This window comes from Candidatus Pelagibacter sp. HIMB1695 (genome assembly GCF_052047655.1).
Classification (GTDB): Bacteria; Pseudomonadota; Alphaproteobacteria; order Pelagibacterales; family Pelagibacteraceae; genus Pelagibacter.
On record NZ_JBNAJT010000001.1, the window covers coordinates 281,437 to 305,263 of the forward strand.

The following is a 23,827-nucleotide window of genomic DNA, read 5'->3' on the forward strand; positions in this document are numbered from 1 at the left end:
TTAATTTTTGTTATCCGAGTCTTTGTTATCGTCAGATATATTTTTTGGCTCTGTATCGTCAGTTACGTCTGACGCCATTCCTTTTTTGAAACTTTTAATACCTTTAGCTACATCACCCATTAAGCTTGAAATTTTTCCTCTTCCAAACAATAAAACAACCAATATAACTACAATAGCTATTTGCCAAATTCCTATACTCATAAAAAACTTATAACCTTTTTAAGGTTATTTTGAAAGTTACTTTTTTATTAATCTTTTTCTTCAGGGTCTAGAGTGCTGTTTAGCATTTCATCTATATTGGAATAAATATCCTCTTTTTTCTCTTCTTGCTTTTCTTTGTAAAATTTTCCAGTTCCAAAAATAGCATTATCAACGCTTGAACTATCAATTAAACCAGCAGCACCTAATTCATCAATTGTTGGAAGATCAGATAATTTTTGTATGTTGAAGTGACTTAAAAAATCATCAGTAGTAATGTATTGAATTGGTCTACCGGGGACATCTTTTCGACCTCCTGGTTTTACCCAATTTAATTCCATTAATATCTCTAAAGTATTTGTACCAAAAGCAACTCCCCTTATTTCCTCTATCTCAGCTCTCGTAACTGGTTGATGATAAACAATTATAGCTAATGTTTCTACTGCAGCTCTAGATAGTTTCTTTTCAACAGTTTTTTCTTGGGACATCAAACTTGATAAATTTGGCGATGTTCTAAAAGACCACTTATCTTTTATACAAATTAAATTAATTCCCCTATTTGAATATTCTTGTTTTAATTTTTCTAAAGATTCTGGAACATTACCTTTTTTAGAAATTTTACTTTCTATTGTGTCTACATCTAAAGGCTCAGCTGCAGCAAAAATAATTGCTTCTATTTCTTTATCTAAATCAGATAGTTTTGATGGAAACTTTAAAATATTATCTTTTGAAGCTTTTGCTTTTTTAATCATTTATTTCCTTTATATATATTTCATCAAACAATTTATCTTGTTTAATTGATAAATTTCCTTCTTTAACTAATTCTAATGATCCAGCAAATATCCCAGCCTTACCAGTTCTTTTGTATTTTGAACCACTTTTAAAATTACTTGGTATTAATTCATCCAATTTTTTCCACTCAAATAGTTTACCAAAAAATTCTCTAATTGTTTTGATGCCATCTTCTGTTGTGAACACAGGTAGTTTTGGAATATTCATTTTTTGAAAATCTTTAGTCATTATTATTGTTGAGTAAGCTTTCATTAGTTCAAATAAACTTAAGTTATATTCTGTGCTATAAATTGATCTAATATTTCCTTTCATACCTCTTGTTCTTATCTCTCTACCTAATCTTTTTCTCTTAAGCATTTGTTCGGATAATAATCTAATTAATTCTAATTTTTTTAACTGTAATTTTAACTTTTCTGCAACTTCTTGAACTTTAAATTCTTCTTCAGGAGTACCAGGCAAAAGTAATTTTGATTTTAAATAAGCTAACCATGTTGCCATTAAAAGATATTCAGAAGCAATTTCTAAATTTAAATTTTTTTCTTTGGTAATATACTCATGAAATTGATCTGCTAACTTAGTTATAGATATTTCTTCTAGATCAACTTTTTGAGCTTTTGCTAAATCTAAAAGTACATCTAATGGTCCATTATAATTATTTATATCGACATTAAATAATTCAGAATCATTAGTGGACATGTAAAGATATTAACTTAAAATTTTATAAAATTGAGATGTTTTTTTAACAATAAAACTATTCACTTGAGGTGAATTTTCTGCAACTATCTTCATTTCTTTCATATTTCCATTGCAGTGAAGTGCAAGATTACAACCTGCGCTGAATAAATTAGTAGTATTAAGTTTTAAATCAGCACTTAAACTTTTCATTGATAAGTCATCTGAAATTAAAATATTCTTAAATCCTATATTTTTTCTAATGATATTTATTATTTTTTTAGAGTGTGTAGCCGTGTTATTTTTGTCAATTTTTGAATAAACAACATGACCTGTCATTGCAAATAAAGATTTCTTATTTTTAAATGTCCAAAAATCGTTTTTAAGAAGATATCCATATGTTTTGGTAACAATTGGTCTTGCATAATGACTATCAACTTTTGCTAAACCATGACCGGGTATATGCTTCATTACAGTTCCTATTGAGTTATTTTGAAATAATTCAATACAAATATCTCCTAATTTAGAGACAATTTTTTTATTTATTGAATAAGATCGATCACCAATTACTATGCTTGCGCCATTAACTCTAAGGTCTAAAACTGGAACAGTATTAATATTCACACCAATTAAATTCAATAAATAAGAAGTCTTATCTACAAATAACTTATAAACGACTTCAAATTTTTTTTTATCTTTATTAAACAAATCTCCAAAATATTCAGATGTCATATTATCAAAAGAAATTAAATTTTTTAATCTGTTTACTCTTCCTCCTTCTTGATCAATCATAATTGGATATTTTTTATCCTTAAAAATTTTTCTAATGCTAGAGGTTAATTTTTTAACTTGATCAAAAGATTTAATATTTCTAGTAAATAGGATAATTCCCCAGGGTTTATATTTTTTTAGAAATAAAATTTCATTTTTAGATAATTTTGTTGATTTTAAACCAACTATAAAAGATTTTCTTTTACTTATCATTGTCTAATAATTTCCAAAAATTAAATTTTTTCTTTTTCTTTTTGTTTGTTTGCTTAACATACTCAATTACATTTTGAGTATCATTCTCTAAAACTGGTAAATTTTTTGAATATAATTTTATTTTCTCATCAATATTTTGATGAGATCTGTATGATTTTTTTTTGTGTTCATCTGAAAAATAATATTTTCCTGTAAAAAATATAAATAAAATTATTACTAAAACAAATATTAAGTACTTTATTTCTTTAAGCATTACATTTGATTTGGTGTATCGACACCAACAATATCCATACCTGTTTTAATAACATTAGAAATAGCTTTCAAAAATATCAATTTATCTGGTGAGACTGTTTTTTGATCTTTAATGAACCTTTTTTCTGGAAATTGTTTTCCTAAATTCCAATACGAGTGAAATTCCGATGCAAGATCGTATAAGTAAACAGGTATTCTATGTGGTTCTAATTTTGTGCTAGCTGTGTCAATACATTTTGGCCACTCAGATAATTTTTTTAAAATTTTAATTTCATCATTAGAATATTCAAAATTGAAATCATTTAATTCAATTTTTGAATTTAAGTCTTTATCTATATGTCTAAATACAGATGAAATTCTAGCATAACAATATTGAACATAATATAATGGATTGTCTTTGGATTTTTCTTTGACTGCATCGAAATCAAAATCTAATTCAACATCACTGCTTCTGTTAAGCATAATAAATCTTGTTGCATCTTTTCCAACTTCTTCAATCAAGTCATCAACCGTAATGTAATCCCCTTTTCTTTTAGACATTTTGAAAGGCTTGTTATCTTTAATTAATTTTACCAACTGACTAATTTTGCAAATTAATGTATCTTTTTTTCCTGACAGTGCTTCAACCGAGGAGGTAATCCGTTTTATATAACCTGCATGATCTGCACCAAGGATATTGATTAAGTAATCAAAATTTCTATCAACTTTATTTTTATGATAGGCAACATCACTTGCAAAATAAGTCCATGTACCATCTGATTTTTGAAGTGCACGATCTTTATCGTCACCAAATTCTGTTGATTTAAATAATAATTGCTCCCTTTCAACCCAATCTTTGTTATCTTCACCAGCTGGGGCTTTGATTTTTCCTTTATAAATAAAGTTATTTTTTTCTAAAAAATTTATTACACTTTCAACTTCATTGTTTAATACGATATTTTTTTCACTAACAAAATTATCATGTTTAATACCCAAGCTTTTAAGGTTGTTTTTGATAAGCAGAAGCGCCTGCTCTATTGATAAGACTGTTAATTTGTCTCTAATTTCATCAAAATTATCAAATTTAAGATCTGAATTATTTGAAATTATATTTTTTGCAAAATCAATTAGATAATCTCCAGGATACAAATCAGGATTATCTTCAGGAAATGTTTCTTTAAAATGAACTTCTCTAATTCTAAAATATACTGATTTAGTAAAATTTATAATTTGGTTACCATAATCATTCACATAATATTCTTTTGTAACTTTGTGTTTATTAAAAATTAAAACATTAGAGATAACATCACCTAGAATAGCACCTCTACAATGTCCTACATGTAAAGGACCTGTCGGGTTTGCAGAAACAAACTCTACTAAATAATTATTTTTTTTCTCTTTTTCATTTATTCCAAAACTGTCTGCATTATCTGTGATATTTTTAATAAAATTTGACCAATAAGATGGTTTAAATTTAATATTAATAAATCCTGGTTTGGCTACAGATATTGTTTCAATTTCACTGTCATTATTTTTAATTTCGGGAGCAAGTTTTTCTGCAAGCTGTAATGGTGAAGTTTTATTAATTTTTGATAAAACCATCGCAACATTTGTTGAAATATCACAATCAAATTTTGGTGGAGGTATTTCTGCATTAATACCATTAAAATTCTCTGGAATTTCTAGTTTATTATTTTTATTCAAATCAACGATAACAGATTTAATTTTATCTAAATATAATTCAAAAATATTCATTTATTATCGTTATAAAGGTTAATAGCATATCTATCAGTCATACCAGATATAAAATCTGAAATAGCTCTATATTTGTCTTTAGTCAATTGATCTTTGGACAAAAATTTTCTTGGATTTGATTTAATTATTTTAAATAATTTCTTAATTATTAATTTACCTTTATGATTTTTTTTCAATACTGACTTGTTGTCGTACATTTTGTCTCTTAAGAAAGATTTAATTTCTTTTTCTGCATTCTTAATTTGGTTAGAAAAACAAACGATTAAATCATTAGATCTAGCTACATCTCTTGAGGATTTTATCTTAAGCTTTTGAATATTTTTCTGAGTATTGCTCAATAAATCTCTAACCATGAGGTCAATTGAGTCTCTTATAATCTGATAAATTGCAATTTTATAATTTTTATTAGTAATTTTATTTTTATATTTTTTATGAATATTTTTAAAAAAATCTATTTCAACCAATTCCTCCATTTTAAAAAGGTTGGCTTTTATTCCGTCTTGAATATCGTGATTGTTATATGCAATATCATCTGAAATTGCTGAAATTTGAGCTTCAAGAGAGGGAAATGAATTATATTTAATTTTACCTTTAAAAGCTTTTAACCCTATTAACTTATTAACTAAACCAATATCCTGAACAGGCCCGTTATGTTTAAGAAGACCTTCTAACGTTTCTATGGTCAAGTTTAATCCCTTAAACTTAAAATACTTATTTTCTAAAAACATAACTATTCTTAAAGTTTGAAGGTTGTGATCAAAACCACCATAATTCTCCATGCATTCATGTAAGGCATCTTCTCCAGCATGACCGAACGGCGTGTGGCCTAAATCATGTGCTAAACTTAAAGTTTCGGCTAAATCCTCATTTAATTTCAAATATTTAGCTATTGATCTTGCAATCTGAGCAACTTCTATTGAGTGAGTAATCCTTGTTCTAAAATGATCTCCTTCAGTATTAACAAATACTTGGGTTTTATGTTTTAACCTTCTAAATGATGCGCTATGAATAATACGATCTCTATCTCTTTGAAAAGGAGATCGATATTTTGAGTTAGCTTCCTTAATTAGTCTGCCTTTACTTTTGTATACCCCTAACAAAGCGTCTTTTTTCATCCTTTAATTAAAATAATTAAGTATTATATTAGTAATATCAGTGTTGAGACATGATTAAAGAAATTAAATTTACAGATAATGCGTTAAAACAAATAGAAAGTTTGTTAGCAAAAAAAGACAAAGGTTCATTTTTTAGAATCGCTATTAAAGGTGGTGGTTGTTCAGGATTTCAATATGAATTCACTTTCGATAAATCAAAACAAGACGACGATTTAAATTATCAAAATATTTTAATTGATAAAACCTCTGCAGATTTACTTAAAGGATCTGAAGTTGATTATGTTTCTGAGTTAATAGGTGAACAATTTAAAATATCTAACCCACAAACAAAATCCTCTTGTGGTTGCGGTGTTTCTTTCTCACTTTAATGCTGATTTCATCCTGGAATGTCAATTCTGTAAGAGCACGAATTGAAAATATCAAAAGTTATTTATTAAAATATAAACCAGATATTTTAATGATGCAGGAAATCAAAACCGAGGACATCAATTTTCCTTATGATGATTTTTCTTCAATGGATTATGAAAGCCACGTATTTGGTCAAAAAAGTTATAATGGTGTAGCAATTATTTCTAAAAATAAATTAAAAAATATTAAAACTGATTTAATTAAAGATAAATTAAAACAATCAAGAATAATTTCTGCTGAATTTGAATATAAGAAAAAAACTATTCAATTAATTAATATATACACACCAAATGGAAATCCTGTTGATACTGAAAAATATGATTACAAAAAAAATTGGCTTGATCAATTAATCAAACAACTAAAAACTTTATCTAAAAAAAATCCTAATTTAATTTTAGCTGGTGATTTTAATATAATTCCATCAGCAGAAGATGTTTATAATGTAAAAAGTTTTGAGGATGACGCTTTATATAGGTTGGAAATCAGAAAAAAATTTAGAGAGATGATAAATCTAGGTTTCAATGATGTGTATAGATATTTTAATGAAGAGAAAGAAGGATATACGTTTTGGGATTATATGAGGGGTGCCTGGCAAAAAAATAATGGCATGAGAATTGATCATTTTTTAGTTTCAAATTCACTAATTGATCAAATTAAGGATATAAACATTAACAAAGATCCTCGTGGAAGAGAAAAACCCTCTGACCACACTCCTATTGAAATTACTTTAGCTTAAAGATTTAATTTTATTAACTAACTCTTCGTTTATATTTCTTGGACCAGTGTCCAATCTATTTTTATGACGTCTTTCACCTGGTAATCTTACTTCACCCATTGATTTCATCTTCTCAAAAAATTCTTCCGCATGTTTTTGCCAGTTAGTTCCTGAAGTTTTATCTGGACTTATTGCTAGTATAAATTCACCACCGCTTGGAGGTCCACCATCGTTATTATCTTTAGCAGCTGTTTCATAACTAAAATTATCACCAACTAATGCGCCCGCTAATAATTCAACCATCATTGCAATTGCGGAACCTTTGTAGCCACCGAACGGTAATAATACTCCACCATCAGCAATTTCACCCGGATCAGTTGTTTCTTTTCCATCTTTAGTCAAACCAGTTCCAAGTGGAACTTTGTGCCCTTCTCTTTTAGCAACCTGAACTTCACCCATTGCCATCGATGCAGTTGCCATATCATAAACAACTGGAGTTTTTCCAGGTCTTGGCCAAGCAAATGATATTGGGTTCGTTCCGAATAATGGTTTTATAGCTCCTGCTGGTGCAACGGCAGGTTTGTAAGACGTACAAGCAAATGCAACTAAACCATCTTCAGCTAATTTTTCTGTTTCAGGCCACATAGCAGCCATATGATGTGAATTGTTTATTGCTAATACTGCAACACCATTTTCTTTTGCAGCATTAGCTAATTCTGGCAAACCTTTATTTAAAACAACAGGCGCTAAACAATTATTTCCTTCAACTTTAATTACTGATGGAGATATTTTTTTAACTTCAGGTTTCCCTTTTCCATTTATTTTTCCGCTTTTAAGACCAGTAACATATGCTGGCAATCTAAATAAACCATGTGATACTGAGCCATCTCTTTCTGCATTTCTTATTAAATCTGATAAAATTGATGCTGTCTCATCATCGCATCCATTAGCCAAAAGAGTTTCTTTAGCTAAATCATAAATTTTATCTAATGTAAGTGCTACAGTAGTCACTCGATCATTAAATATTATTTATGTTTGGTTTTCAAATCCTTTTTTAGATCTTCGTGATCACCTACAACAGTATGATATTTACTTTTAGTTACATATTTTTCCAAGAATGGAACAGCTAATAAAGGTAAAAATCCTCCAATCACAATACCAAAAGCTGCACTTTGTAAATCTGGATCGGCTAAAGCTGCTATAAAGTCAGCAATAATATGTGCAAAAACAATTCCAACAATTCCAGCTATTGCTCCATTTGAGATAATTTTAAGAAATCTATTAATACTCCAACCTGTATAAAAACCTATCAAAGGAATTAAAGTATGAATAAATCCAAAGGTTGCTCCCCTTAAAATACTGTGCTCTTCTATTAGTTCTTCCATAAAATGAAGGATTTCAGGTAATTCATGAGAATGTCCCTCTGCAGCTTGAACAGCGGTTAAACTAAATAAGTAGATGGCTGAAGATAAAAACCATATTTTTTTCATTAATTACACTCCCTGCATGTTGTTAGCACTTCCATTTTAAATTTATTAAAATCATATTTTTTAATATTGTTTTTTTTAAAAAATTCTAAAAAGATATTTGATTTAAGTTCTTCTGTGTCACCACATTTCTCACATATCGCTATAGCTGTATTATGATTATCTTCATGAGTATGATTACATAAAATATAAGTTTTTGTTTGATTTGATTTATGTATTCTCTCTTCTTCAATCAAACTGTCTAAAGCTCTATAAACAGTCATTGGTTGAGTTTTTTTAATTTTTTGCAGCTTATCTAATATCTCATAAGCAGTTAAATGCTTGGATGATTTTTTAATTATATTAAAGACTAATTCTTTATTAGACATATTGTTATGTTATAACATAACAAATTATTGTCAACATAATTTAACACTTATGTTTAAAAAAATTATTGTCTAGATTAGATATTTTTGATTAAATTAGATTGATGAAAGACTTAAATTTATTTAAGAAAAATGGATTTATCGTTAAAGAAAACCTAATTTCTCAAACAAAGATAAACAAAATAAATAAAATTGTTAAAGAAGTAATTTCAAAAGAGAAAAAGAAAAAAAATTGTAATGGTGTAAATGGAACACAATCCTATAATAATTACCATTTTGTTTACAATTCAGACTCATCAAATAATAAAGAAATATTAAGACTAAATAACCCTCAAAACAGACATAAAATCTTCTATGAATTATCTAGAGATAAAAAGATTATATCCATAGCTAAAAAATTGTTAGGTGGAACAGTTAGATTTCATCTTGGTAAATTAAATTTTAAGCTTCCAAATAAGAAAAAAGGGAGTGAAATTGGATGGCACCAAGATTGGGCTTTTTACCCTCATACCAACGATGATTTAATCACAGTTGGTATATATTTAGATGATTGCTATGAGAAAAATGGGCCTCTTAAAATAATAAAAAATTCACACAAAAAAAAATTATACAGCCACCACAGCAAAGAAAATTATTTTGTTGGAAAAATAGATACTAAAAAAAATAAAATAGGAACTAAAGATAGTGTTTCTATAACAGGAACTGCTGGAACAGTTGTTTTTTTTCATTGCAGATCAATTCATGGATCAGGACACAATCTTATGAATAACTCAAGGCCTCTAATTTTATTTGGTTATAGAGCTTGTGATGCTTGGCCATTAATAAATGATGGAAACCCTCATCCTGAAGTGAATTTAGAAAATTATGATAAAAATATTATTGTAGGAAATAAATCAATAAAACCAAGATTAGCTAAAGTTCCAACAATAATCCCACTACCTAAGAAGAAACATTATGTTTCTATCTACGAACTTCAAAAAAATTAAATTAAATTCTTTGTAATAAATCTTTAACATAACATTCATATAAATTTTGAATGTTATTTATAAAAAAATATCTTAAATGGATCAGCACATTTTTGGTGTTAACTGGTATTTTGCTTACAAATCTTAATATTTATCCACTGAATATATATTTTCATGGACTTGGTGTTGTTGGATGGACAATTTCAGGGTTTTTATTAAAGGATAAAGCTATTTTAACTAATTTTGGATTACAAATTCCACTATTTGTAATTGGTATTTATAAAATTATTTTTTAATGAAAAATATATTATTTGTATGCACTGGTAATTCTGCAAGAAGTATTATAGCTGAAAGTATTACAAATAATGAATACTCAGATAAATTTAAAGCTTTTAGTGCTGGAAGTAATCCTTCTGGAACAATCAATCAAGATGTTAAAAGTTTTTTAGAGAAAAACAAAAATTACGATCTAAGCAACTATAGCTCTAAAAACTTTGAAGAATTTATAAACAATGAAATAAAAATGGCTCATGTATTTACCGTATGCAATAACGCAAATAATGAGGTGTGCCCTATCTGGCCTCAAAAGGAACAAATAATACATTGGGATATTGAAGATCCTGTATCCAAACTTCAAAGTGCAAATAATGAAGAAAAGCAAATAATCATTAGAAACACATTCAATATTATAAGTAGTAAAATTAAAGATTGGGTAAATGAAAAATAAAAGTAGATATTTTCTTTCAGAATTTATTGGAAGTTGCTTTCTAGTAATGATCATAGTTGGATCAGGCTTAATGGCTGAAAATCTGACCAACGATATAGCTGTAATGCTAATTGCCAATACTATAGCAACAGGCGCTGGTTTATTTGTGTTAATTACAGTATTTGCTGACGTATCAGGTGCTCATTTTAATCCATTTGTTAGTATTGCAATGACAATTACGGGAAAATTAAAAAAAAAAATACTTCCCTTTTATATTTCTGCTCAAATCTTAGGGTGCATGTTGGGTGTAGCTTTAGCTAACTTCTTTTTTGAACATCAAATATTTGAGCTATCAACAAAATCAAGAGATGGTGTTTATATATTTGTATCAGAAATAGTAGCTACTTTAGGTCTTATAATGATAATTTTTGGTTCAATGAAATCGGGTAAAATTACTGTAGCTGCTTCAGTTGGTTTATATATTACAGCTGGTTACTGGTTTACTTCATCAACATCATTTGCAAATCCTGCAGTTGCTATAGCTAGAACTTTTACAGAATCATTTACTGGTATAAATTATTTGAATACACCGTTTTATATAATGGCTGAATTGATTGGAATGATAATAGCTGTTTATCTAGTAAAAAAAGTTTTTTTAAATAAGTGAATAACCAGAAGATCTTACAGTTCTAATTAATTCCTTTTTATTTTTTAAATTTACAGATTGTCTTAATCTTCTGATATGGACATCAATAGTTCTGCTTTCAACATTTACATTATTTGGCCAAACATTTTCTAAAATTTGATCTCTTGAATAAACTCTCTTAGGATTAGTTAAAAAAAATTCCAACAATCTAAATTCTGTTGGTCCAAGCTTAATTTCTTGTTGATCTCTAAACACTCTTTTTTCAATTCTATCTAAGCTTAGATCTTCATACTCTAAACTATCAGATGTTATATTTGGATTAGATCTTCTTAACACAGCTTTAATTCTTGCCATTAATTCATTAAAGCTAAACGGTTTAGTTAAATAGTCATCTACTCCGCTATCTAGACCTTTTATTTTGTCTTCTTCCTCACCCTTTGCAGTTAGCATAATCACAGGTAAACTTTTAAAACTATTATCTTTTCTTATACTTTTACAAATTTCTATCCCTGAAAGATCAGGCAACATCCAATCTAATAATAGTAGATCAGGTTGAAATTTTTTTAATTCTTTTAAACCATCATTACCATTTAATGAGGATGATACTATAAAGCCGTTTTTTTCTAGATTATGTTGAACTAATTGAATTATTGAAGGTTCGTCTTCAATAATAAATATCCTACCATTCATTTTTTATTGTTGAATAACTTTTCCTTTAGGTCTGCTACCTTTTAAGTATTCACCTTTAATTAGAAAACAAATTGTTTCAGCAATATTAGTTATATGATCTCCCGCTCTTTCAAGATTTTTTGTTGCAAAAATCAAATGAGTAGAGAAATCTAAATTTTTTTTATCTTTTGAAAGAAAATCAATAACACTTTCCATAGCTATATAGGTCAAATCATCCACTTGTTCATCTTTTTCCCATACCTCTTTAGCTTTGTCATAATTTTTGTTTACATAACTGTCTAGAACATCATTTAATTGTTTTATTACTAAATCTCCTAATCTCTTTAAATTTCCTAATAGTTCCTCAGGTAAATCTAATGGTAATGGTTTTACTTTTTTTGCGTTACTTTTTGATAGATCACCTATTCTTTCCAAGTCTTGAGATATTTTTAAAGAACTAATTGTTTCTCTTAAATCAATAGCCATAGGTGCTCTTTTGACTAGTAATGTCATAATCTGAGTATCAATTTTAGATCTAAATTTATTTATTTCTTCATCACTTTTAATAATTTTATCAATAGAGTCTTTATCAACTTTGATTACTGCATCCATAGAGTCAACCATTTGAGACTCTGTTAAACTTCCCATTTTAATCACTGAATCAATTAAGTATCTTAATTCTTCTTCGTAAGATTTTACTGTGTGCTCATTGCTCATAATTTATCCAAATCTACCTGTAATATAGTCTTGTGTCATTTTATTGTCAGGATTTTTAAAAATTTTCTCAGTTTTGCCTACCTCAATTAACTTACCTAGATGGAAAAAGCCTGTTTTTTGTGAAACTCTAACTGCTTGAGCCATTGAGTGTGTTACAATCACAATTGTATATGTTTTTTTAAGTTCATCGATTAATTCTTCAATTTTTGCTGTTGCTATAGGATCTAATGCTGAACAAGGCTCGTCCATTAATATAACTTCAGGATTTACAGAGATTGCTCTCGCGATACAAAGTCGTTGTTGTTGACCCCCAGAAAGTCCTGTACCTGGTTCGTCAAGTCGATCCTTCACCTCTTCCCATAGAGCAGCTTTTCTTAAGCTACTCTCAACGATTTCATCTAATTCACTTTTAGTTTCACCTTTTCCATGAATTTTTGGACCATACGAAATGTTATCATAAATACTTTTTGGAAATGGATTTGGTTTTTGAAAGACCATTCCTACTCTCTCTCTTAAAGATACAACATCTAAATTTTTGTCATTAATTTCAATACCGTCAATTTCTATATTTCCAGTAACTTTACAGATATCAATAACATCGTTCATTCTGTTCAAACATCGAATAAAAGTAGATTTTCCACAACCAGATGGACCAATTAAAGCTGTAACCTCTTTTTCATTTAAATCTAAATTAACATCAAATAGTGCCTGTTTTTCTCCATAGAAAACATTCAAATTTTTTGATTTTATTTTTATACTATTCATTAGTTCCATCTTTTCTCAAATTTTTGTCTTAAATATACTGCTAAGAAATTCATTACAATTAAAAAACTTAATAACATCATGATAGTAGCAGATGTTTTCTCTACAAATCCCCTTTCAGCAGACTCAGACCACAAATATACTTGAACAGGTAGAGAGGCTGAAGGATCTATTGGTGTTGAAGGAATATCAACTACAAATGCAACCATACCAATTAAAATTAATGGAGCTGTTTCTCCCAAAGCTTGAGCTAATCCTATAATTGTTCCTGACAAAGTTCCAGGCAACGCTAAAGGAACAACATGATGAAATACAGATTGAAATTTGGAAGCACCAACTGCTAAAGCTCCTTCTCGTATTGATGGAGGTACTGCTTTCAATGAAGCTCTGCAAGGTATAATAATTCTAGGCAGAGTCATTAAAGCTAAAGTTATTCCAGCAACTAATGGTGTAGATCTTGGTAATTGGATTGTGGCTAATAATATTTGTAAAGCTAATAAACCATAAACTATTGAAGGAACAGCAGCTAAATTATTTATATTAATTTCTATAAAATCAGTAATTTTATTTTTTGGAGCAAATTCCTCTAAATAAATTGAAGCCAACACCGCAACAGGAAAAGCTAATAATAAACAGATAATTATACTGTAAAAAGATCCAACTAAAGCACCACCAATACCAGCAAGTTCAGGATCACGAGAATCTCCATTTTTAAAAAAATAATTATTAAAATTTTTAATGATTTTTTTATTTTCAACCAATGTATCGTATATAACTAATTGGAAATCAGATATTCTTCTTCTGTCTTCTGGTAAATCTCTTGGATAATTTCCTTTATGTAATTGATCAATATCATCTGATGCTGTTATCTCTACATTTAATGTTTTTCCAATTAAATTGTTATTCTCTAAAAAAGCTCTTTTAATTTCAATCTCTGCATCTGTAGTAAATAAATCAATCAATTGATTTTCTTGATCTAAATTTTTAGCAGGATAAACTTTTAACAAGCTCTCAATAGTAACATCATAGAAATCAGCATCTAAAATCTCATTCTCTGTAGCTCCATTTTGAATTTCTAAAAGTTCTTGATCAAAAAAAACTTCAACATTTATTGCTGTTTTCATGAATGCAGAACTTCCTTTTGAAAAAATATTGTGAACCAAAATAATAACAAACAACAATGCTACAAAAATTGATGCTAGACCATAAAATCTAAATCTTTTTTCAGCATTATGTCTTTTTTTTAATCTTTGGTCTTTAGTCATATTTCTCTCGATATTTTTTAACAGCTCTTTGTGCTATATAATTAAGAACAAGAGTTGCTATGAACAAAGTTAATCCTAAAGCAAAAGCAGATTGAGTTTTTGGACTATCAAACTCTTGGTCGCCAACTAAAATCATTACAATCTGAGTGGTTATAGTTGTTGTTGATTCTAATGGGTTAATAGTTAAATTTGCTGCAAGACCAGCAGCCATAACAACAATCATTGTTTCACCAATTGCTCTTGATACTGCAAGTAAAACTGAGCCTATGATACCTGGCAATGCAGCAGGTATAACAACTTTTTTTATTGTTTCAGACTTTGTTGCGCCTATTGCATAAGAACCATCTCTTAAAGATTGTGGCACCGAATTAATAACATCATCAGATAATGATGACACATAAGGAATGATCATAATACCCATTATTAATCCTGCTGCGAGAGCACTTTCAGATGATACGGTTAATCCTAAATTTTCACCAATTTGTCTAAAAAAAGGACCAACGGTTAGGGCTGCAAAAAATCCATAAACAACTGTTGGAATACCAGCTAAAATTTCAATTATTGGTTTTGATATTCTTCTTATTTTTAATGAGGCGTATTCAGCCATATAAATTCCAGAAAATAACCCAATTGGAACTGCGACCAACATAGCAATTAAAGCAATAAATGAGGTACCTGCAATCAATGGAATAAATCCAAATGCATCTTTAAGTTCTTCATATTCGGCTGCTGTTATTGCAGAAGCATCACTAACAAAAGCTCTCTGAGGACTCCAATTGGTCCCAAATAAATAATCGAAAATATTTATCACTGAGAAAAATTTTATACTTTCAAATAAAAGTGAAAAAATTATTCCTAAAGTGGTTAAAATTGCAATTAGAGATGAAGCAAATAACAATCCTTTTAAAATTTTTTCAACATCATCTCTTGCTTTATTGTTATTTTTAATTTTTTTTAACGAATAAATTACTGAAGCAATAACAATAGTAAAAATTAATACTATTTTTGAATTAGTAAAAATATTAATAAATTTTGCATATGAAATTGCACTTTCTTTTAAAATAATATCTATATCTCCAAAAAATGTGCCAGCATAAATTGCTTTAATTTTTTCATAAACTAAATTTGCTTCATTCTTATCATTAAAAATAGCTCCCTTATTTGCAGCAGTTTCAATAATTATTGATTTAATAATTACTGGTTCGAACAATGTCCAGATAACCAGGAACACTAAAGAAGGTATCGAACACCATAATACCAGGTAGTATCCATAAAATTTTGGAAGTGCGTTTAATTTAATATTTTTGTTTATTGAGATACTTTTAGTTTTTGATTTACCATAGAAAAATAAAGATAATGAAAATATTGATATTAAGAATATTAAGACGAAGTTCATTTGAAATGATGTCTATCTTCTAAATGTTACAGTTTTGTTACAAATTAAATTCTAGATTGAATAAAAAAAGGCCAGATAAACTGGCCTTTTTTTGAAAATAAGATTTTAATTAATTAATACTTATTGTGTTTAAATCTAATGCTGCAGTTCGAGTAACTTTGTACTTGTCAGATGCTAAAGGAACTAATCCAATTTTTCCCAAGTATCCTCTGTTACCCATAGCTTTTTTAGAAGTAAACTCTTTTAAGTATTCCTCAATACCAGGAACAACACCAATATGTGCTTTTTTAACGTAAAAGAATAATGGTCTTGCAATTGGGTATGAGTAATCTTGAATACCTTCTAGAGATGGTTGTACACCTTCAATAGAAGCTGCTTTTACCTTATCTTTATTTGCCACAAGGTAACTGTAACCAAAAAAACCATAAGCATCAGGATTTGATGTTAATTTTTGTACAATAAGAGTGTCATTTTCACCAGCCTCAACTGCATAACCATCTTCTCTCATTTTTGCACATTCTTTTTTAGCTTTATCACCAAATAAAGATTTTGCTGTTTTAGAGCAACCTTTACCCATCACTAATGAATTCCAAGCATCTCTCGTTCCTGACGTTGGGGGTGCAATTAATATTTCAATTTTTTTGTTAGGAAGACTTGCATCAATATCACTCCATTTTTTATAAGGATTTTCAACAAGTTTGCCATCAACATCAACTTTAGCTGCTAATGCTCTCCATAATTGCTCTTTTGAAAAATTAGCATCTGGCGCACTTACTGCATGAGCGAAAGAAATACCATCATTACCTACTACAATTTCAATAATTTCAGATACACCATTTTTTTCACATAATGCTTTTTCTTTTGGTTTAATTGCTCTTGATGCATTTGTTACATCTGGGTGGTTAACACCTACACCAGCACAGAACAATTTCATACCACCACCAGTACCTGTACTCTCAATAACTGGAGTTTTAAACTTACCACTTTTACCAAATTTTTCTGCAACCACTGTTGCGTAAGGATAAACAGTCGATGATCCTACAATTTTGATTTGATCTCTTGAGTAACTAGTTGTTGTAAAACTTAGTACTAAAAGAAATCCAAATATTACACTTATTACTTTTTTCATAATTCTCCTTTTTAGATTCATATGCGAACTAAATAGATTTGATTCTTAAATATTTTATTAAAGGAAGGTTAAACTTTTGTTACAACCACTAACTTTTTAGTTGTATTATAGAGAGTTGAATTTGATATCTATTGTTGTTCCTTGATTTTCTACACTATTAATATCCATTTCAGCTCTATGTTGTGAAACTAAATGTTTAACAATAGCTAAACCAAGCCCAGTTCCTCCAACACTACGACTTTTGCTAGGATCAACTGTAAAAAATCTTTCAGTGATTCTATGCAAAGATTCTTTTGGTATACCTATCCCCTGGTCCGATATTGAAACAATATTAAGTTCACCATCTTTTTTTGCTGAAACTGTAATTTCTTTATTTTTGTCACTATATTTAATTGAGTTATCGATAAGGTTTGTAAAAATTTCAATTAATTTATCTCTGTCACCAATTATTTTAAAATTTTCAATTTTATTAAATTTAATTTTAATATTATTTTTACTAATTATTTTTTCGTATGTTTTAATTACATAATCTAACAATTCTATTAAATCTATCTCATGAGTTGGCCTTATGTGTTCTTGAAGCTCAATTTTTGATAATGATAATAAATCTCTAATTAAATTTTCCATTCTTTCTGATTGAGATATCATTACTGGTAGCAAATTGTTTATTTCTGAATTTTTTTTTAATTCTGAATTGTCATCAAAGGTCTCAAGGCCCATTTTAATTGACTGTAATGGTGTTCTAAGTTCATGAGAAACATTAGCTACAAAATCTGATTTTAGCTGCTGAAATTTATGGAATTCAGTTAAATCTCTCATTAGCAGCACGCATGATTGTTCATCAAAAAAAATGTTATTGTGATCTAAATAAGCAGTGATATTTAATCTTTGAGTTGCTTGATTTCTGATTTCAATTTCTAAATCTGTAACATTTGTTCCTCGAAAAGCTTTATCAATAGAATTTAGAAGATCTGGATTACGTAAAAAGCCACTAATATTTTCATATAGCTTTATTTGAAAAAGTTTATTTGAGGAATTGTTGCTAAAAATAATTTTTTTACTTTTATCTAATATGATTACTGCTTCTGGAATATAATTTAGTAAATCATACAAATTATTTCTGTAATCTTTGCTTTCAACAATTTTAACTGTTTCTTTTTCAGAGTTTTCTTCAGTATTAATTCCAAACACTCTTTCTTTTTTTAAGAGTAAGAAAGTTAATAATCCAATTATTATTAATAAAATTATTGTTAACAAGTCCACTACTTTACTCTGCCATAAACATCTTGATATCTTACAATATCAGTTTCCTTTAATATTGATCCAACTTGAGCTTCCATAATTTTAACTGGTTTTTGTCCAGGATTTTGAACTCTATGAATAGCTTCTAGTGGTATAAATATATGTTCTCCAGGTTTTTTAATTATCGTCTCTTTGTTTAGAGTTATTTTGGCATTACCTTGCGTGACTAACCAATGCTCAGATCTATGATGATGTTTTTGTAAACTTAGTATTCCTTTTGGTTTAACATAAAGCTCTTTAATTAAAAATTCTTTGCCTTCAAATAGGTTTGAGTAGCTACCCCATGGTCTGTGATAAACATTTTTCTTCTTAATATATTTTTTTTTATTTTTGTCATACATTTTTAAAATTTCTTTCCAGCTTCCAAGATCTGACCAAGGTATATCTAATTTAATAGCATTAATCTCTTTTGTTTTTTCAAGGATTGCATAATCAAAAGATTTAGCGGTTGCTTTTATAAATGACGTTTTATTTAAATGATAAATATTTGATTTATATTTTGCCTTATTAACTGCTGTTAAACAATTTCTATATATAGTTGGGTTATATTTTTTAAAGTTATTGATGATTGAATCTTTACGAAGATAAAACATTCCTGAGTTCCAATATCCACTTTTTCGAATTATTTCTTTTGCTTTTGCTTCTTTAGGTTTTTCAATAAATCTAGTTACTTTATTTATGTTACCTTTAATTTTTTTGGTTAAGAAATAACCATAATCACTTGTTGGAGATTTTGGTTTAATACCAAACACAAAAATATTATTTTCATTAAGATTGGACTTATTTTTATTGATAGCTTTGTTAAAAATGCTCATTTTCTCAATCAAATGATCTGCAGTAAAAAACATTAGTGGCTGATTATCAGGAATATCTTTTATTAAAGCTGTACTTAAAATAGCAGGAGCTGTATTTCTTTTAGCTGGCTCAACAACAATTTTATATTTATTGATTTTATTTTTTCTTAGATGTTGTTTAACTTTACTTAGATACTTTTTGTTCGTACTTATAATAGGTGCATCATAAATAGATGCTTTGGTTCTCTCTAAAGTTTTTCCAAGTAAAGTCCAATTTCCAAAATCAATAAACTGTTTTGCTTGATGATTTTTAGAATTAGGCCAAAGTCGAGTACCAGCACCACCACATAAAATAACTGGTCTTATTTTCATTAAATTTCTGAGTAGTCTTTAACTTCCTTTTTCTTACCTGGATGGGTTGGAGCACCTAAATATGCTGGTCCAACTGTTTGAGCATATTTCCACAAAGTACCTGATCCAAAGTCAGATTTTTTAGCTTTCCATTTTCTTCTTCTTGAAGCTAATTCTTTTTTAGAAAGTCTTACATTGATAGTTCCTTTTTTAGCGTCGATATCAATGATATCTCCATTCTTTAAAAGGCCTATAGGACCCCCTAGAGCGGCCTCAGGGCCTACGTGACCCACACAAAAGCCTCGTGTAGCACCAGAGAACCTTCCATCAGTTATAAGAGCTACTTTCTCCCCTTTTCCCTGACCATAAATTGCACCAGTTGTAGATAACATTTCTCTCATACCTGGACCTCCAACTGGTCCTTCGTATCTAATAATAATTACATCCCCATCATTATACTTTCTGCTTTGAACGGCTTTCATAGCACTTTCTTCATTATCAAAGCATCTTGCTTTTCCAGTAAATTGTAATTTCTTAAGTCCAGCAACTTTTACAATTGCTCCTTCTGGAGCTAAGTTTCCTTTTAAACCAACAACACCACCTGTTGGAGATAACGGATCTTTATAAGATCTCATTACTTTTTGTTTAGGATTGAATTTAATATTTTTTAAATTTTCTTTCATGGTTTTGCCTGTAACAGTCATACAATCACCATGAATATATCCACCTTCGTATAATGTTTTTAATAACATTGGTACACCACCTGCTAACCACATATCTTTTGCAACATATTTTCCACCAGGTTTTAAATCCGCAAGATAAGGTGTTCGTTTAAATATTTTTGCAACATCCATTAAATCAAATTTAATTCCTGCTTCATTAGCAATAGCTGGTAAATGAAGACCAGCATTTGTGGATCCACCTGTTGCAGCAACAATTGTTGCAGCATTTTCTAAAGCTTTTCTTGTTACAATATCTCTTGGTTTAATTTTTTTCTGCAAAAGGTTCATGACCATTTTACCACTTTCTTTTGCATACTTATCTCTTTCCTCATAAGGAGCAGGAGTTCCTGCTGAATAAGGTAACGCTAAACCAATTGCTTCAGATACACATGCCATTGTGTTAGCAGTAAATTGACCACCACAAGCACCCGCACTTGGACAAGCTACTAATTCTAATTTTCTAAGCTCAGCTGCTGACATTTGACCTGATGAATGTTTTCCAACAGCTTCAAATACATCTACTACAGTTACATCTTTTCCTTTGTAAGTACCTGGAAGAATGGATCCTCCGTAAATAAATACACTCGGTACATTAAGTCTAACCATTGACATCATCAATCCTGGTAAAGATTTATCACATCCTGCAATACCAACTAATGCATCATAACAATGTCCTCTTACAGTAAGTTCGGCAGAGTCTGCAATAACCTCTCTTGATATTAATGAAGATTTCATTCCTTCATGACCCATTGCAATTCCATCTGTAACAGTAATTGTACAAAATTCTCTTGGTGTTCCGCCGTTTGCTCTAACACCTTTTTTAACAGATTGTGCTTGTCTCATTAAAGCAATGTTACAAGGCGCTGCTTCATTCCAAGTTGAAACTACTCCAACAAAGGGTTTTGCTACATCTTTTTCGGTTTCACCCATTGCATAATAAAAAGATCTATGTGGTGCTCTATCTGGTCCTAATGATGTATGTCTACTTGGAAGTTTCTTTTTATTAAATTTTGCCATTATATACCCTTTATTGTTACTGATATTTTTTCAATATCATTCTTTAAATTATTATAATTAGTTTTTTCTTGTTCAACAATATCTTTTGGTGCACGATCTACAAAACTTTTATTCTCTAATCTTTGAGAAATTTTATTCATTTCCTGTTCTAGTCTACTTTGTTTAGTTGTTAAGTTTTCTTTGATTAGTTTTAAATCCACATCTTTATCAAAATAAATTTTAAATAAGTCACCAGAGACAACCATTGTTGCAGCAGGTTTTTCTAAATCATCATCAAGTATATTATTTATTCTTCCAAGTTTTTTTAAAATTACTTCATTCTTATTAATAAATTCTTTTTGATTGTCATTAATACCTTTAACCGAAAGATCAATAAATGACCCTGGGCTAACATTAAGCTCATTTTTAAAGGATCTAAGCTCTGAAATTATATTGATGATATTTTCTACCTGATCAGTGCTATTATCTTTTTTAACTTCTCCTGTTACCCAATTTTTATGCATTAAAAAATCGCTACCATTCTTATCAAATTGGTCTTTGAGCCATATTTCCTCTGTTACAAACGGAATAAATGGATGAAGTAAGATTAATATTTGTTTAAATACATAAGATGATACTTTTTTAACCTCTGCTTTTGCATCATTATCATCTGAAAACAAAATAGTTTTAGATAACTCCAGATACCAATCACAATATGAGTGCCAAGCAAACTGATAAGCATTTTTAGCAGCTTCATCAAATCTGTAATCTTCAAGATTTTTTTGAATTTTATTCTTTGCCTCTATTAGCTCTGAATATATCCATTTATTAATATTTACGTTTAAATTAGGTAGATCATCAATATCTTTAAAATCACATTCATTTGTTATTAAAAAGTTATTAGCATTCCATAATTTATTTAAAAAATTTCTATAACCTTTAACCCTGTCTTCCGATAACTTTACATCTGTTCCAGGTGAAGCCATTGAAAGTAATGTAAATCTCAATGCATCAGCACTGTATTTTTCTATTAAATCTAAAGGGTCAATTACGTTTCCTTTTGATTTAGACATTTTCTGTCCTTTTTCATCTCTTACAAGTGCGTGAACATAAATATCTTTAAACGGTTCTTTATCTAAAAACTCTGTTCCAAACATTATCATTCTAGCAACCCAGAAAAAGATAATATCAAAACCAGTTACCAATACTGAAGTTGGATAAAATTTCTTTAAATAATCATCATCTTCTGGCCACCCTAAAGTAGCAAAAGGCCATAAGCCAGATGAAAACCAAGTATCCAAAACATCAGGATCTCTATTTAGTTCTACTTCTTTTTTGTAAAATTCTTTTGCTTGAGACTTTGCTTCTTCTTCATTTATAGCAACAAAAATTTTATTATCTGGACCATACCATGCTGGTATTTGATGCCCCCACCACAATTGTCGAGAAATACACCAAGGTTCAATATTGTTCATCCATTGAAAATATGTTTTTGACCAATTTTCAGGAAAGAAATTTGTTTTTTTTGAATTTACAACTTCTTTTGCTTTAACTGATAATTTACCAGCATCAGCAAACCATTGTTCTGTAAGAAAAGGTTCAATTATAGAATTAGATCTATCACCATATGGAACTTTATTTTTAATATTTTCTTCTTTTACAAAAAATTCTTTTTCTTTAAGTTCTTTTAAAATTCTTTTTCTAGCTTCAAATCTATCAAGACCTTTATAGTGTTCAGGAGCGTTTTCATTTATTTTACCTTCTTCAGTAAAAATATTTATTATTTCTAGATTGTTTCTTTGACCAACATCATAATCATTAAAATCATGAGCAGGAGTTATTTTCAAAGCTCCTGTACCCTGTTCAGGATCAGCATAATCATCTTCTATAATTTTTATTTTTCTACCAACGATTGGTATAGTTACTGTTTTGCCAACAAATGATTTAAATCTATCATCTTTAGGATTAACAGCTATAGCAGTATCACCTAACATTGTTTCAGGTCTTGTGGTTGCTATAGTTATAAATTCACTGGTTTCATCTATAGGATATTTAATGTAGTAAATTTTTGAATTTACTTCTCTTTGATCTACTTCTAAATCTGAAATAGCTGTCTTAAGAACAGTATCCCAGTTTACTAATTTCTTATCTTTGTAAATTAAACCTTTATTATAAAGCTCTACAAAAACTTTGATAACTGATTTAGATAAATTTTCATCCATTGTGAATGCATTTCTTGACCAATCACAAGAGCAACCAAGTTTTTTTAATTGATTGATTATTATGTCACCATATTGTTCTTTCCACTCCCAAACCTTTTCAATAAATTTATCTCTACCAATCTCATTCTTATCTATCTTTTCAGAAGTAAGTTTCTTCTCTACTAATGCTTGTGTTGCAATACCAGCATGGTCAGTTCCTGGTTGCCATAAAGTTTCATAATTATTCATCCGGTGATAACGCACTAATAAATCTTGAATAGAATTATTTAATGCATGTCCCATATGCAAACTTCCAGTCACATTTGGTGGAGGAATTACTATTGAAAATTTTTTAGAATTTTCTTTTGGTTTAAATAATTCATTTTTTTCCCAATATGAATAAATCTTATTTTCAACTTCAGAATGGATATATTTATCGTTACTCATTGATTTTAAAGTTTATAATTTAATAATCTTATTTAAC

At 28.9% G+C, this 23,827-nt stretch carries 26 protein-coding genes; 6 read left to right on the top strand and 20 right to left on the bottom strand.

Annotated features, from left to right (window positions below; all coding sequences use genetic code 11):
* The 7 genes from tatA to ACTTAX_RS01635 are packed head-to-tail and all read right to left on the bottom strand — an operon-like array spanning position 1 to position 5,747.
* Positions 1-201 carry a twin-arginine translocase TatA/TatE family subunit gene (tatA, locus tag ACTTAX_RS01605; RefSeq protein WP_262589223.1) on the bottom strand — a complete coding sequence of 67 codons (201 nt, stop codon included), beginning with the start codon at positions 199-201 and terminating at the stop codon, positions 1-3.
* 47 nt (positions 202-248) lie between these two features.
* Positions 249-950, bottom strand: a complete 702-nt coding sequence (gene scpB / locus ACTTAX_RS01610; protein ID WP_440692333.1) for an SMC-Scp complex subunit ScpB — start codon at positions 948-950, stop codon at positions 249-251.
* On the bottom strand, positions 943-1,686 hold the full coding sequence (locus ACTTAX_RS01615; protein WP_440692335.1) for a segregation and condensation protein A: 744 nt from the start codon (positions 1,684-1,686) through the stop codon (positions 943-945). Before ACTTAX_RS01615 ends, scpB begins: the two co-directional genes overlap by 8 nt.
* 9 nt (positions 1,687-1,695) lie before the next feature.
* The gene (locus tag ACTTAX_RS01620) at positions 1,696-2,646 is read right to left on the bottom strand and encodes a glycoside hydrolase family 3 N-terminal domain-containing protein (protein WP_440692338.1); all 951 of its coding nucleotides are present in this window, start codon (positions 2,644-2,646) and stop codon (positions 1,696-1,698) included.
* The gene (locus ACTTAX_RS01625) at positions 2,636-2,899 is read right to left on the bottom strand and encodes a hypothetical protein (RefSeq protein WP_440692340.1); all 264 of its coding nucleotides are present in this window, start codon (positions 2,897-2,899) and stop codon (positions 2,636-2,638) included. Before ACTTAX_RS01625 ends, ACTTAX_RS01620 begins: the two co-directional genes overlap by 11 nt.
* Positions 2,899-4,632, bottom strand: coding sequence for an arginine--tRNA ligase (gene argS, locus ACTTAX_RS01630; protein WP_440692342.1), 1,734 nt, complete (start codon positions 4,630-4,632; stop codon positions 2,899-2,901). Before argS ends, ACTTAX_RS01625 begins: the two co-directional genes overlap by 1 nt.
* Positions 4,629-5,747, bottom strand: a complete 1,119-nt coding sequence (locus ACTTAX_RS01635; RefSeq protein WP_440692344.1) for a deoxyguanosinetriphosphate triphosphohydrolase — start codon at positions 5,745-5,747, stop codon at positions 4,629-4,631. The genes argS and ACTTAX_RS01635 overlap by 4 nt, the downstream gene beginning before the upstream one ends.
* Positions 5,748-5,797: 50 nt before the next feature.
* Between ACTTAX_RS01635 and ACTTAX_RS01640 the strand changes: the two genes are divergently transcribed.
* Positions 5,798-6,115 (top strand): HesB/IscA family protein, encoded by a 318-nt coding sequence (locus ACTTAX_RS01640; RefSeq protein WP_262589230.1) that lies wholly within the window; start codon positions 5,798-5,800, stop codon positions 6,113-6,115.
* A complete protein-coding gene (xth, locus tag ACTTAX_RS01645) occupies positions 6,115-6,891 on the top strand; it encodes an exodeoxyribonuclease III (RefSeq protein WP_440614394.1) in 777 nt (258 codons plus the stop codon). Before ACTTAX_RS01640 ends, xth begins: the two co-directional genes overlap by 1 nt.
* Here the strand turns inward: xth and ACTTAX_RS01650 are convergent.
* From ACTTAX_RS01650 to ACTTAX_RS01660, 3 genes are read right to left on the bottom strand one after another with little or no spacing between them, the layout of a single operon-like run.
* Positions 6,883-7,881 (bottom strand): Ldh family oxidoreductase, encoded by a 999-nt coding sequence (locus tag ACTTAX_RS01650; RefSeq protein ID WP_440692346.1) that lies wholly within the window; start codon positions 7,879-7,881, stop codon positions 6,883-6,885. The genes xth and ACTTAX_RS01650 overlap by 9 nt on opposite strands.
* 14 nt (positions 7,882-7,895) lie before the next feature.
* A complete protein-coding gene (locus ACTTAX_RS01655; protein ID WP_440678257.1) occupies positions 7,896-8,360 on the bottom strand; it encodes a hypothetical protein in 465 nt (154 codons plus the stop codon).
* On the bottom strand, positions 8,360-8,725 hold the full coding sequence (locus tag ACTTAX_RS01660; RefSeq protein WP_440678258.1) for a transcriptional repressor: 366 nt from the start codon (positions 8,723-8,725) through the stop codon (positions 8,360-8,362). Before ACTTAX_RS01660 ends, ACTTAX_RS01655 begins: the two co-directional genes overlap by 1 nt.
* Positions 8,726-8,826: 101 nt before the next feature.
* Between ACTTAX_RS01660 and ACTTAX_RS01665 the strand changes: the two genes are divergently transcribed.
* Genes ACTTAX_RS01665 through ACTTAX_RS01680 form a run of 4 tightly spaced genes read left to right on the top strand, consistent with a single transcriptional unit; the run spans position 8,827 to position 11,060 of the window.
* Positions 8,827-9,708, top strand: coding sequence for a phytanoyl-CoA dioxygenase family protein (locus tag ACTTAX_RS01665; protein WP_440692348.1), 882 nt, complete (start codon positions 8,827-8,829; stop codon positions 9,706-9,708).
* A gap of 50 nt (positions 9,709-9,758) precedes the next feature.
* Positions 9,759-9,983 carry a DUF6552 family protein gene (locus ACTTAX_RS01670; protein WP_440692350.1) on the top strand — a complete coding sequence of 75 codons (225 nt, stop codon included), beginning with the start codon at positions 9,759-9,761 and terminating at the stop codon, positions 9,981-9,983.
* A complete protein-coding gene (locus tag ACTTAX_RS01675) occupies positions 9,983-10,414 on the top strand; it encodes an arsenate reductase ArsC (RefSeq protein ID WP_440692352.1) in 432 nt (143 codons plus the stop codon). The genes ACTTAX_RS01670 and ACTTAX_RS01675 overlap by 1 nt, the downstream gene beginning before the upstream one ends.
* A complete protein-coding gene (locus ACTTAX_RS01680) occupies positions 10,404-11,060 on the top strand; it encodes an aquaporin (RefSeq protein ID WP_440692354.1) in 657 nt (218 codons plus the stop codon). Before ACTTAX_RS01675 ends, ACTTAX_RS01680 begins: the two co-directional genes overlap by 11 nt.
* On the opposite strand, the gene phoB is transcribed toward ACTTAX_RS01680, so the two are convergent.
* The 10 genes from phoB to ACTTAX_RS01730 all read right to left on the bottom strand — a co-directional run bounded on the left by phoB (position 11,049) and on the right by ACTTAX_RS01730 (position 23,790).
* Positions 11,049-11,729 (bottom strand): phosphate regulon transcriptional regulator PhoB, encoded by a 681-nt coding sequence (gene phoB, locus ACTTAX_RS01685; protein ID WP_440692356.1) that lies wholly within the window; start codon positions 11,727-11,729, stop codon positions 11,049-11,051. The genes ACTTAX_RS01680 and phoB overlap by 12 nt on opposite strands.
* Before the next feature lie 3 nt (positions 11,730-11,732).
* Positions 11,733-12,425, bottom strand: coding sequence for a phosphate signaling complex protein PhoU (gene phoU, locus ACTTAX_RS01690; protein WP_262589241.1), 693 nt, complete (start codon positions 12,423-12,425; stop codon positions 11,733-11,735).
* Between the two features lie 3 nt (positions 12,426-12,428).
* Positions 12,429-13,190, bottom strand: coding sequence for a phosphate ABC transporter ATP-binding protein PstB (gene pstB, locus ACTTAX_RS01695; protein ID WP_440692358.1), 762 nt, complete (start codon positions 13,188-13,190; stop codon positions 12,429-12,431).
* Positions 13,190-14,452 (bottom strand): phosphate ABC transporter permease PstA, encoded by a 1,263-nt coding sequence (gene pstA, locus ACTTAX_RS01700; RefSeq protein WP_440692360.1) that lies wholly within the window; start codon positions 14,450-14,452, stop codon positions 13,190-13,192. The genes pstB and pstA overlap by 1 nt, the downstream gene beginning before the upstream one ends.
* On the bottom strand, positions 14,445-15,848 hold the full coding sequence (gene pstC, locus ACTTAX_RS01705; protein ID WP_262589244.1) for a phosphate ABC transporter permease subunit PstC: 1,404 nt from the start codon (positions 15,846-15,848) through the stop codon (positions 14,445-14,447). Before pstC ends, pstA begins: the two co-directional genes overlap by 8 nt.
* Positions 15,849-15,957: 109 nt before the next feature.
* The gene (locus tag ACTTAX_RS01710) at positions 15,958-16,977 is read right to left on the bottom strand and encodes a substrate-binding domain-containing protein (protein ID WP_440634846.1); all 1,020 of its coding nucleotides are present in this window, start codon (positions 16,975-16,977) and stop codon (positions 15,958-15,960) included.
* 105 nt (positions 16,978-17,082) lie between these two features.
* Positions 17,083-18,240: an ATP-binding protein gene (locus ACTTAX_RS01715; protein ID WP_440692362.1), complete on the bottom strand. Its 1,158-nt coding sequence runs from the start codon at positions 18,238-18,240 to the stop codon at positions 17,083-17,085.
* Positions 18,240-19,445, bottom strand: coding sequence for a sugar phosphate nucleotidyltransferase (locus ACTTAX_RS01720; protein WP_440692364.1), 1,206 nt, complete (start codon positions 19,443-19,445; stop codon positions 18,240-18,242). Before ACTTAX_RS01720 ends, ACTTAX_RS01715 begins: the two co-directional genes overlap by 1 nt.
* Positions 19,445-21,163, bottom strand: coding sequence for a dihydroxy-acid dehydratase (ilvD, locus tag ACTTAX_RS01725; protein ID WP_440618459.1), 1,719 nt, complete (start codon positions 21,161-21,163; stop codon positions 19,445-19,447). The genes ACTTAX_RS01720 and ilvD overlap by 1 nt, the downstream gene beginning before the upstream one ends.
* Positions 21,163-23,790: a valine--tRNA ligase gene (locus ACTTAX_RS01730; protein ID WP_440692366.1), complete on the bottom strand. Its 2,628-nt coding sequence runs from the start codon at positions 23,788-23,790 to the stop codon at positions 21,163-21,165. The genes ilvD and ACTTAX_RS01730 overlap by 1 nt, the downstream gene beginning before the upstream one ends.
* Between the last annotated feature and the right edge of the window lie 37 nt (positions 23,791-23,827).

Bases quoted from the DNA above. Each gene is read 5' to 3' on its own strand.
- tatA (WP_262589223.1), bottom strand. From the start codon at position 201: ATGAGTATAGGAATTTGGCAAATAGCTATTGTAGTTATATTGGTTGTT.
- scpB (WP_440692333.1), bottom strand. From the start codon at position 950: ATGATTAAAAAAGCAAAAGCTTCAAAAGATAATATTTTAAAGTTTCCA.
- ACTTAX_RS01615 (WP_440692335.1), bottom strand. From the start codon at position 1,686: ATGTCCACTAATGATTCTGAATTATTTAATGTCGATATAAATAATTAT.
- ACTTAX_RS01620 (WP_440692338.1), bottom strand. From the start codon at position 2,646: ATGATAAGTAAAAGAAAATCTTTTATAGTTGGTTTAAAATCAACAAAA.
- ACTTAX_RS01625 (WP_440692340.1), bottom strand. From the start codon at position 2,899: ATGCTTAAAGAAATAAAGTACTTAATATTTGTTTTAGTAATAATTTTA.
- argS (WP_440692342.1), bottom strand. From the start codon at position 4,632: ATGAATATTTTTGAATTATATTTAGATAAAATTAAATCTGTTATCGTT.
- ACTTAX_RS01635 (WP_440692344.1), bottom strand. From the start codon at position 5,747: ATGAAAAAAGACGCTTTGTTAGGGGTATACAAAAGTAAAGGCAGACTA.
- ACTTAX_RS01640 (WP_262589230.1), top strand. From the start codon at position 5,798: ATGATTAAAGAAATTAAATTTACAGATAATGCGTTAAAACAAATAGAA.
- xth (WP_440614394.1), top strand. From the start codon at position 6,115: ATGCTGATTTCATCCTGGAATGTCAATTCTGTAAGAGCACGAATTGAA.
- ACTTAX_RS01655 (WP_440678257.1), bottom strand. From the start codon at position 8,360: ATGAAAAAAATATGGTTTTTATCTTCAGCCATCTACTTATTTAGTTTA.
- ACTTAX_RS01660 (WP_440678258.1), bottom strand. From the start codon at position 8,725: ATGTCTAATAAAGAATTAGTCTTTAATATAATTAAAAAATCATCCAAG.
- ACTTAX_RS01665 (WP_440692348.1), top strand. From the start codon at position 8,827: ATGAAAGACTTAAATTTATTTAAGAAAAATGGATTTATCGTTAAAGAA.
- ACTTAX_RS01670 (WP_440692350.1), top strand. From the start codon at position 9,759: ATGTTATTTATAAAAAAATATCTTAAATGGATCAGCACATTTTTGGTG.
- ACTTAX_RS01675 (WP_440692352.1), top strand. From the start codon at position 9,983: ATGAAAAATATATTATTTGTATGCACTGGTAATTCTGCAAGAAGTATT.
- ACTTAX_RS01680 (WP_440692354.1), top strand. From the start codon at position 10,404: ATGAAAAATAAAAGTAGATATTTTCTTTCAGAATTTATTGGAAGTTGC.
- phoB (WP_440692356.1), bottom strand. From the start codon at position 11,729: ATGAATGGTAGGATATTTATTATTGAAGACGAACCTTCAATAATTCAA.
- phoU (WP_262589241.1), bottom strand. From the start codon at position 12,425: ATGAGCAATGAGCACACAGTAAAATCTTACGAAGAAGAATTAAGATAC.
- pstB (WP_440692358.1), bottom strand. From the start codon at position 13,190: ATGAATAGTATAAAAATAAAATCAAAAAATTTGAATGTTTTCTATGGA.
- pstA (WP_440692360.1), bottom strand. From the start codon at position 14,452: ATGACTAAAGACCAAAGATTAAAAAAAAGACATAATGCTGAAAAAAGA.
- pstC (WP_262589244.1), bottom strand. From the start codon at position 15,848: ATGAACTTCGTCTTAATATTCTTAATATCAATATTTTCATTATCTTTA.
- ACTTAX_RS01710 (WP_440634846.1), bottom strand. From the start codon at position 16,977: ATGAAAAAAGTAATAAGTGTAATATTTGGATTTCTTTTAGTACTAAGT.
- ACTTAX_RS01720 (WP_440692364.1), bottom strand. From the start codon at position 19,445: ATGAAAATAAGACCAGTTATTTTATGTGGTGGTGCTGGTACTCGACTT.
- ilvD (WP_440618459.1), bottom strand. From the start codon at position 21,163: ATGGCAAAATTTAATAAAAAGAAACTTCCAAGTAGACATACATCATTA.
- ACTTAX_RS01730 (WP_440692366.1), bottom strand. From the start codon at position 23,790: ATGAGTAACGATAAATATATCCATTCTGAAGTTGAAAATAAGATTTAT.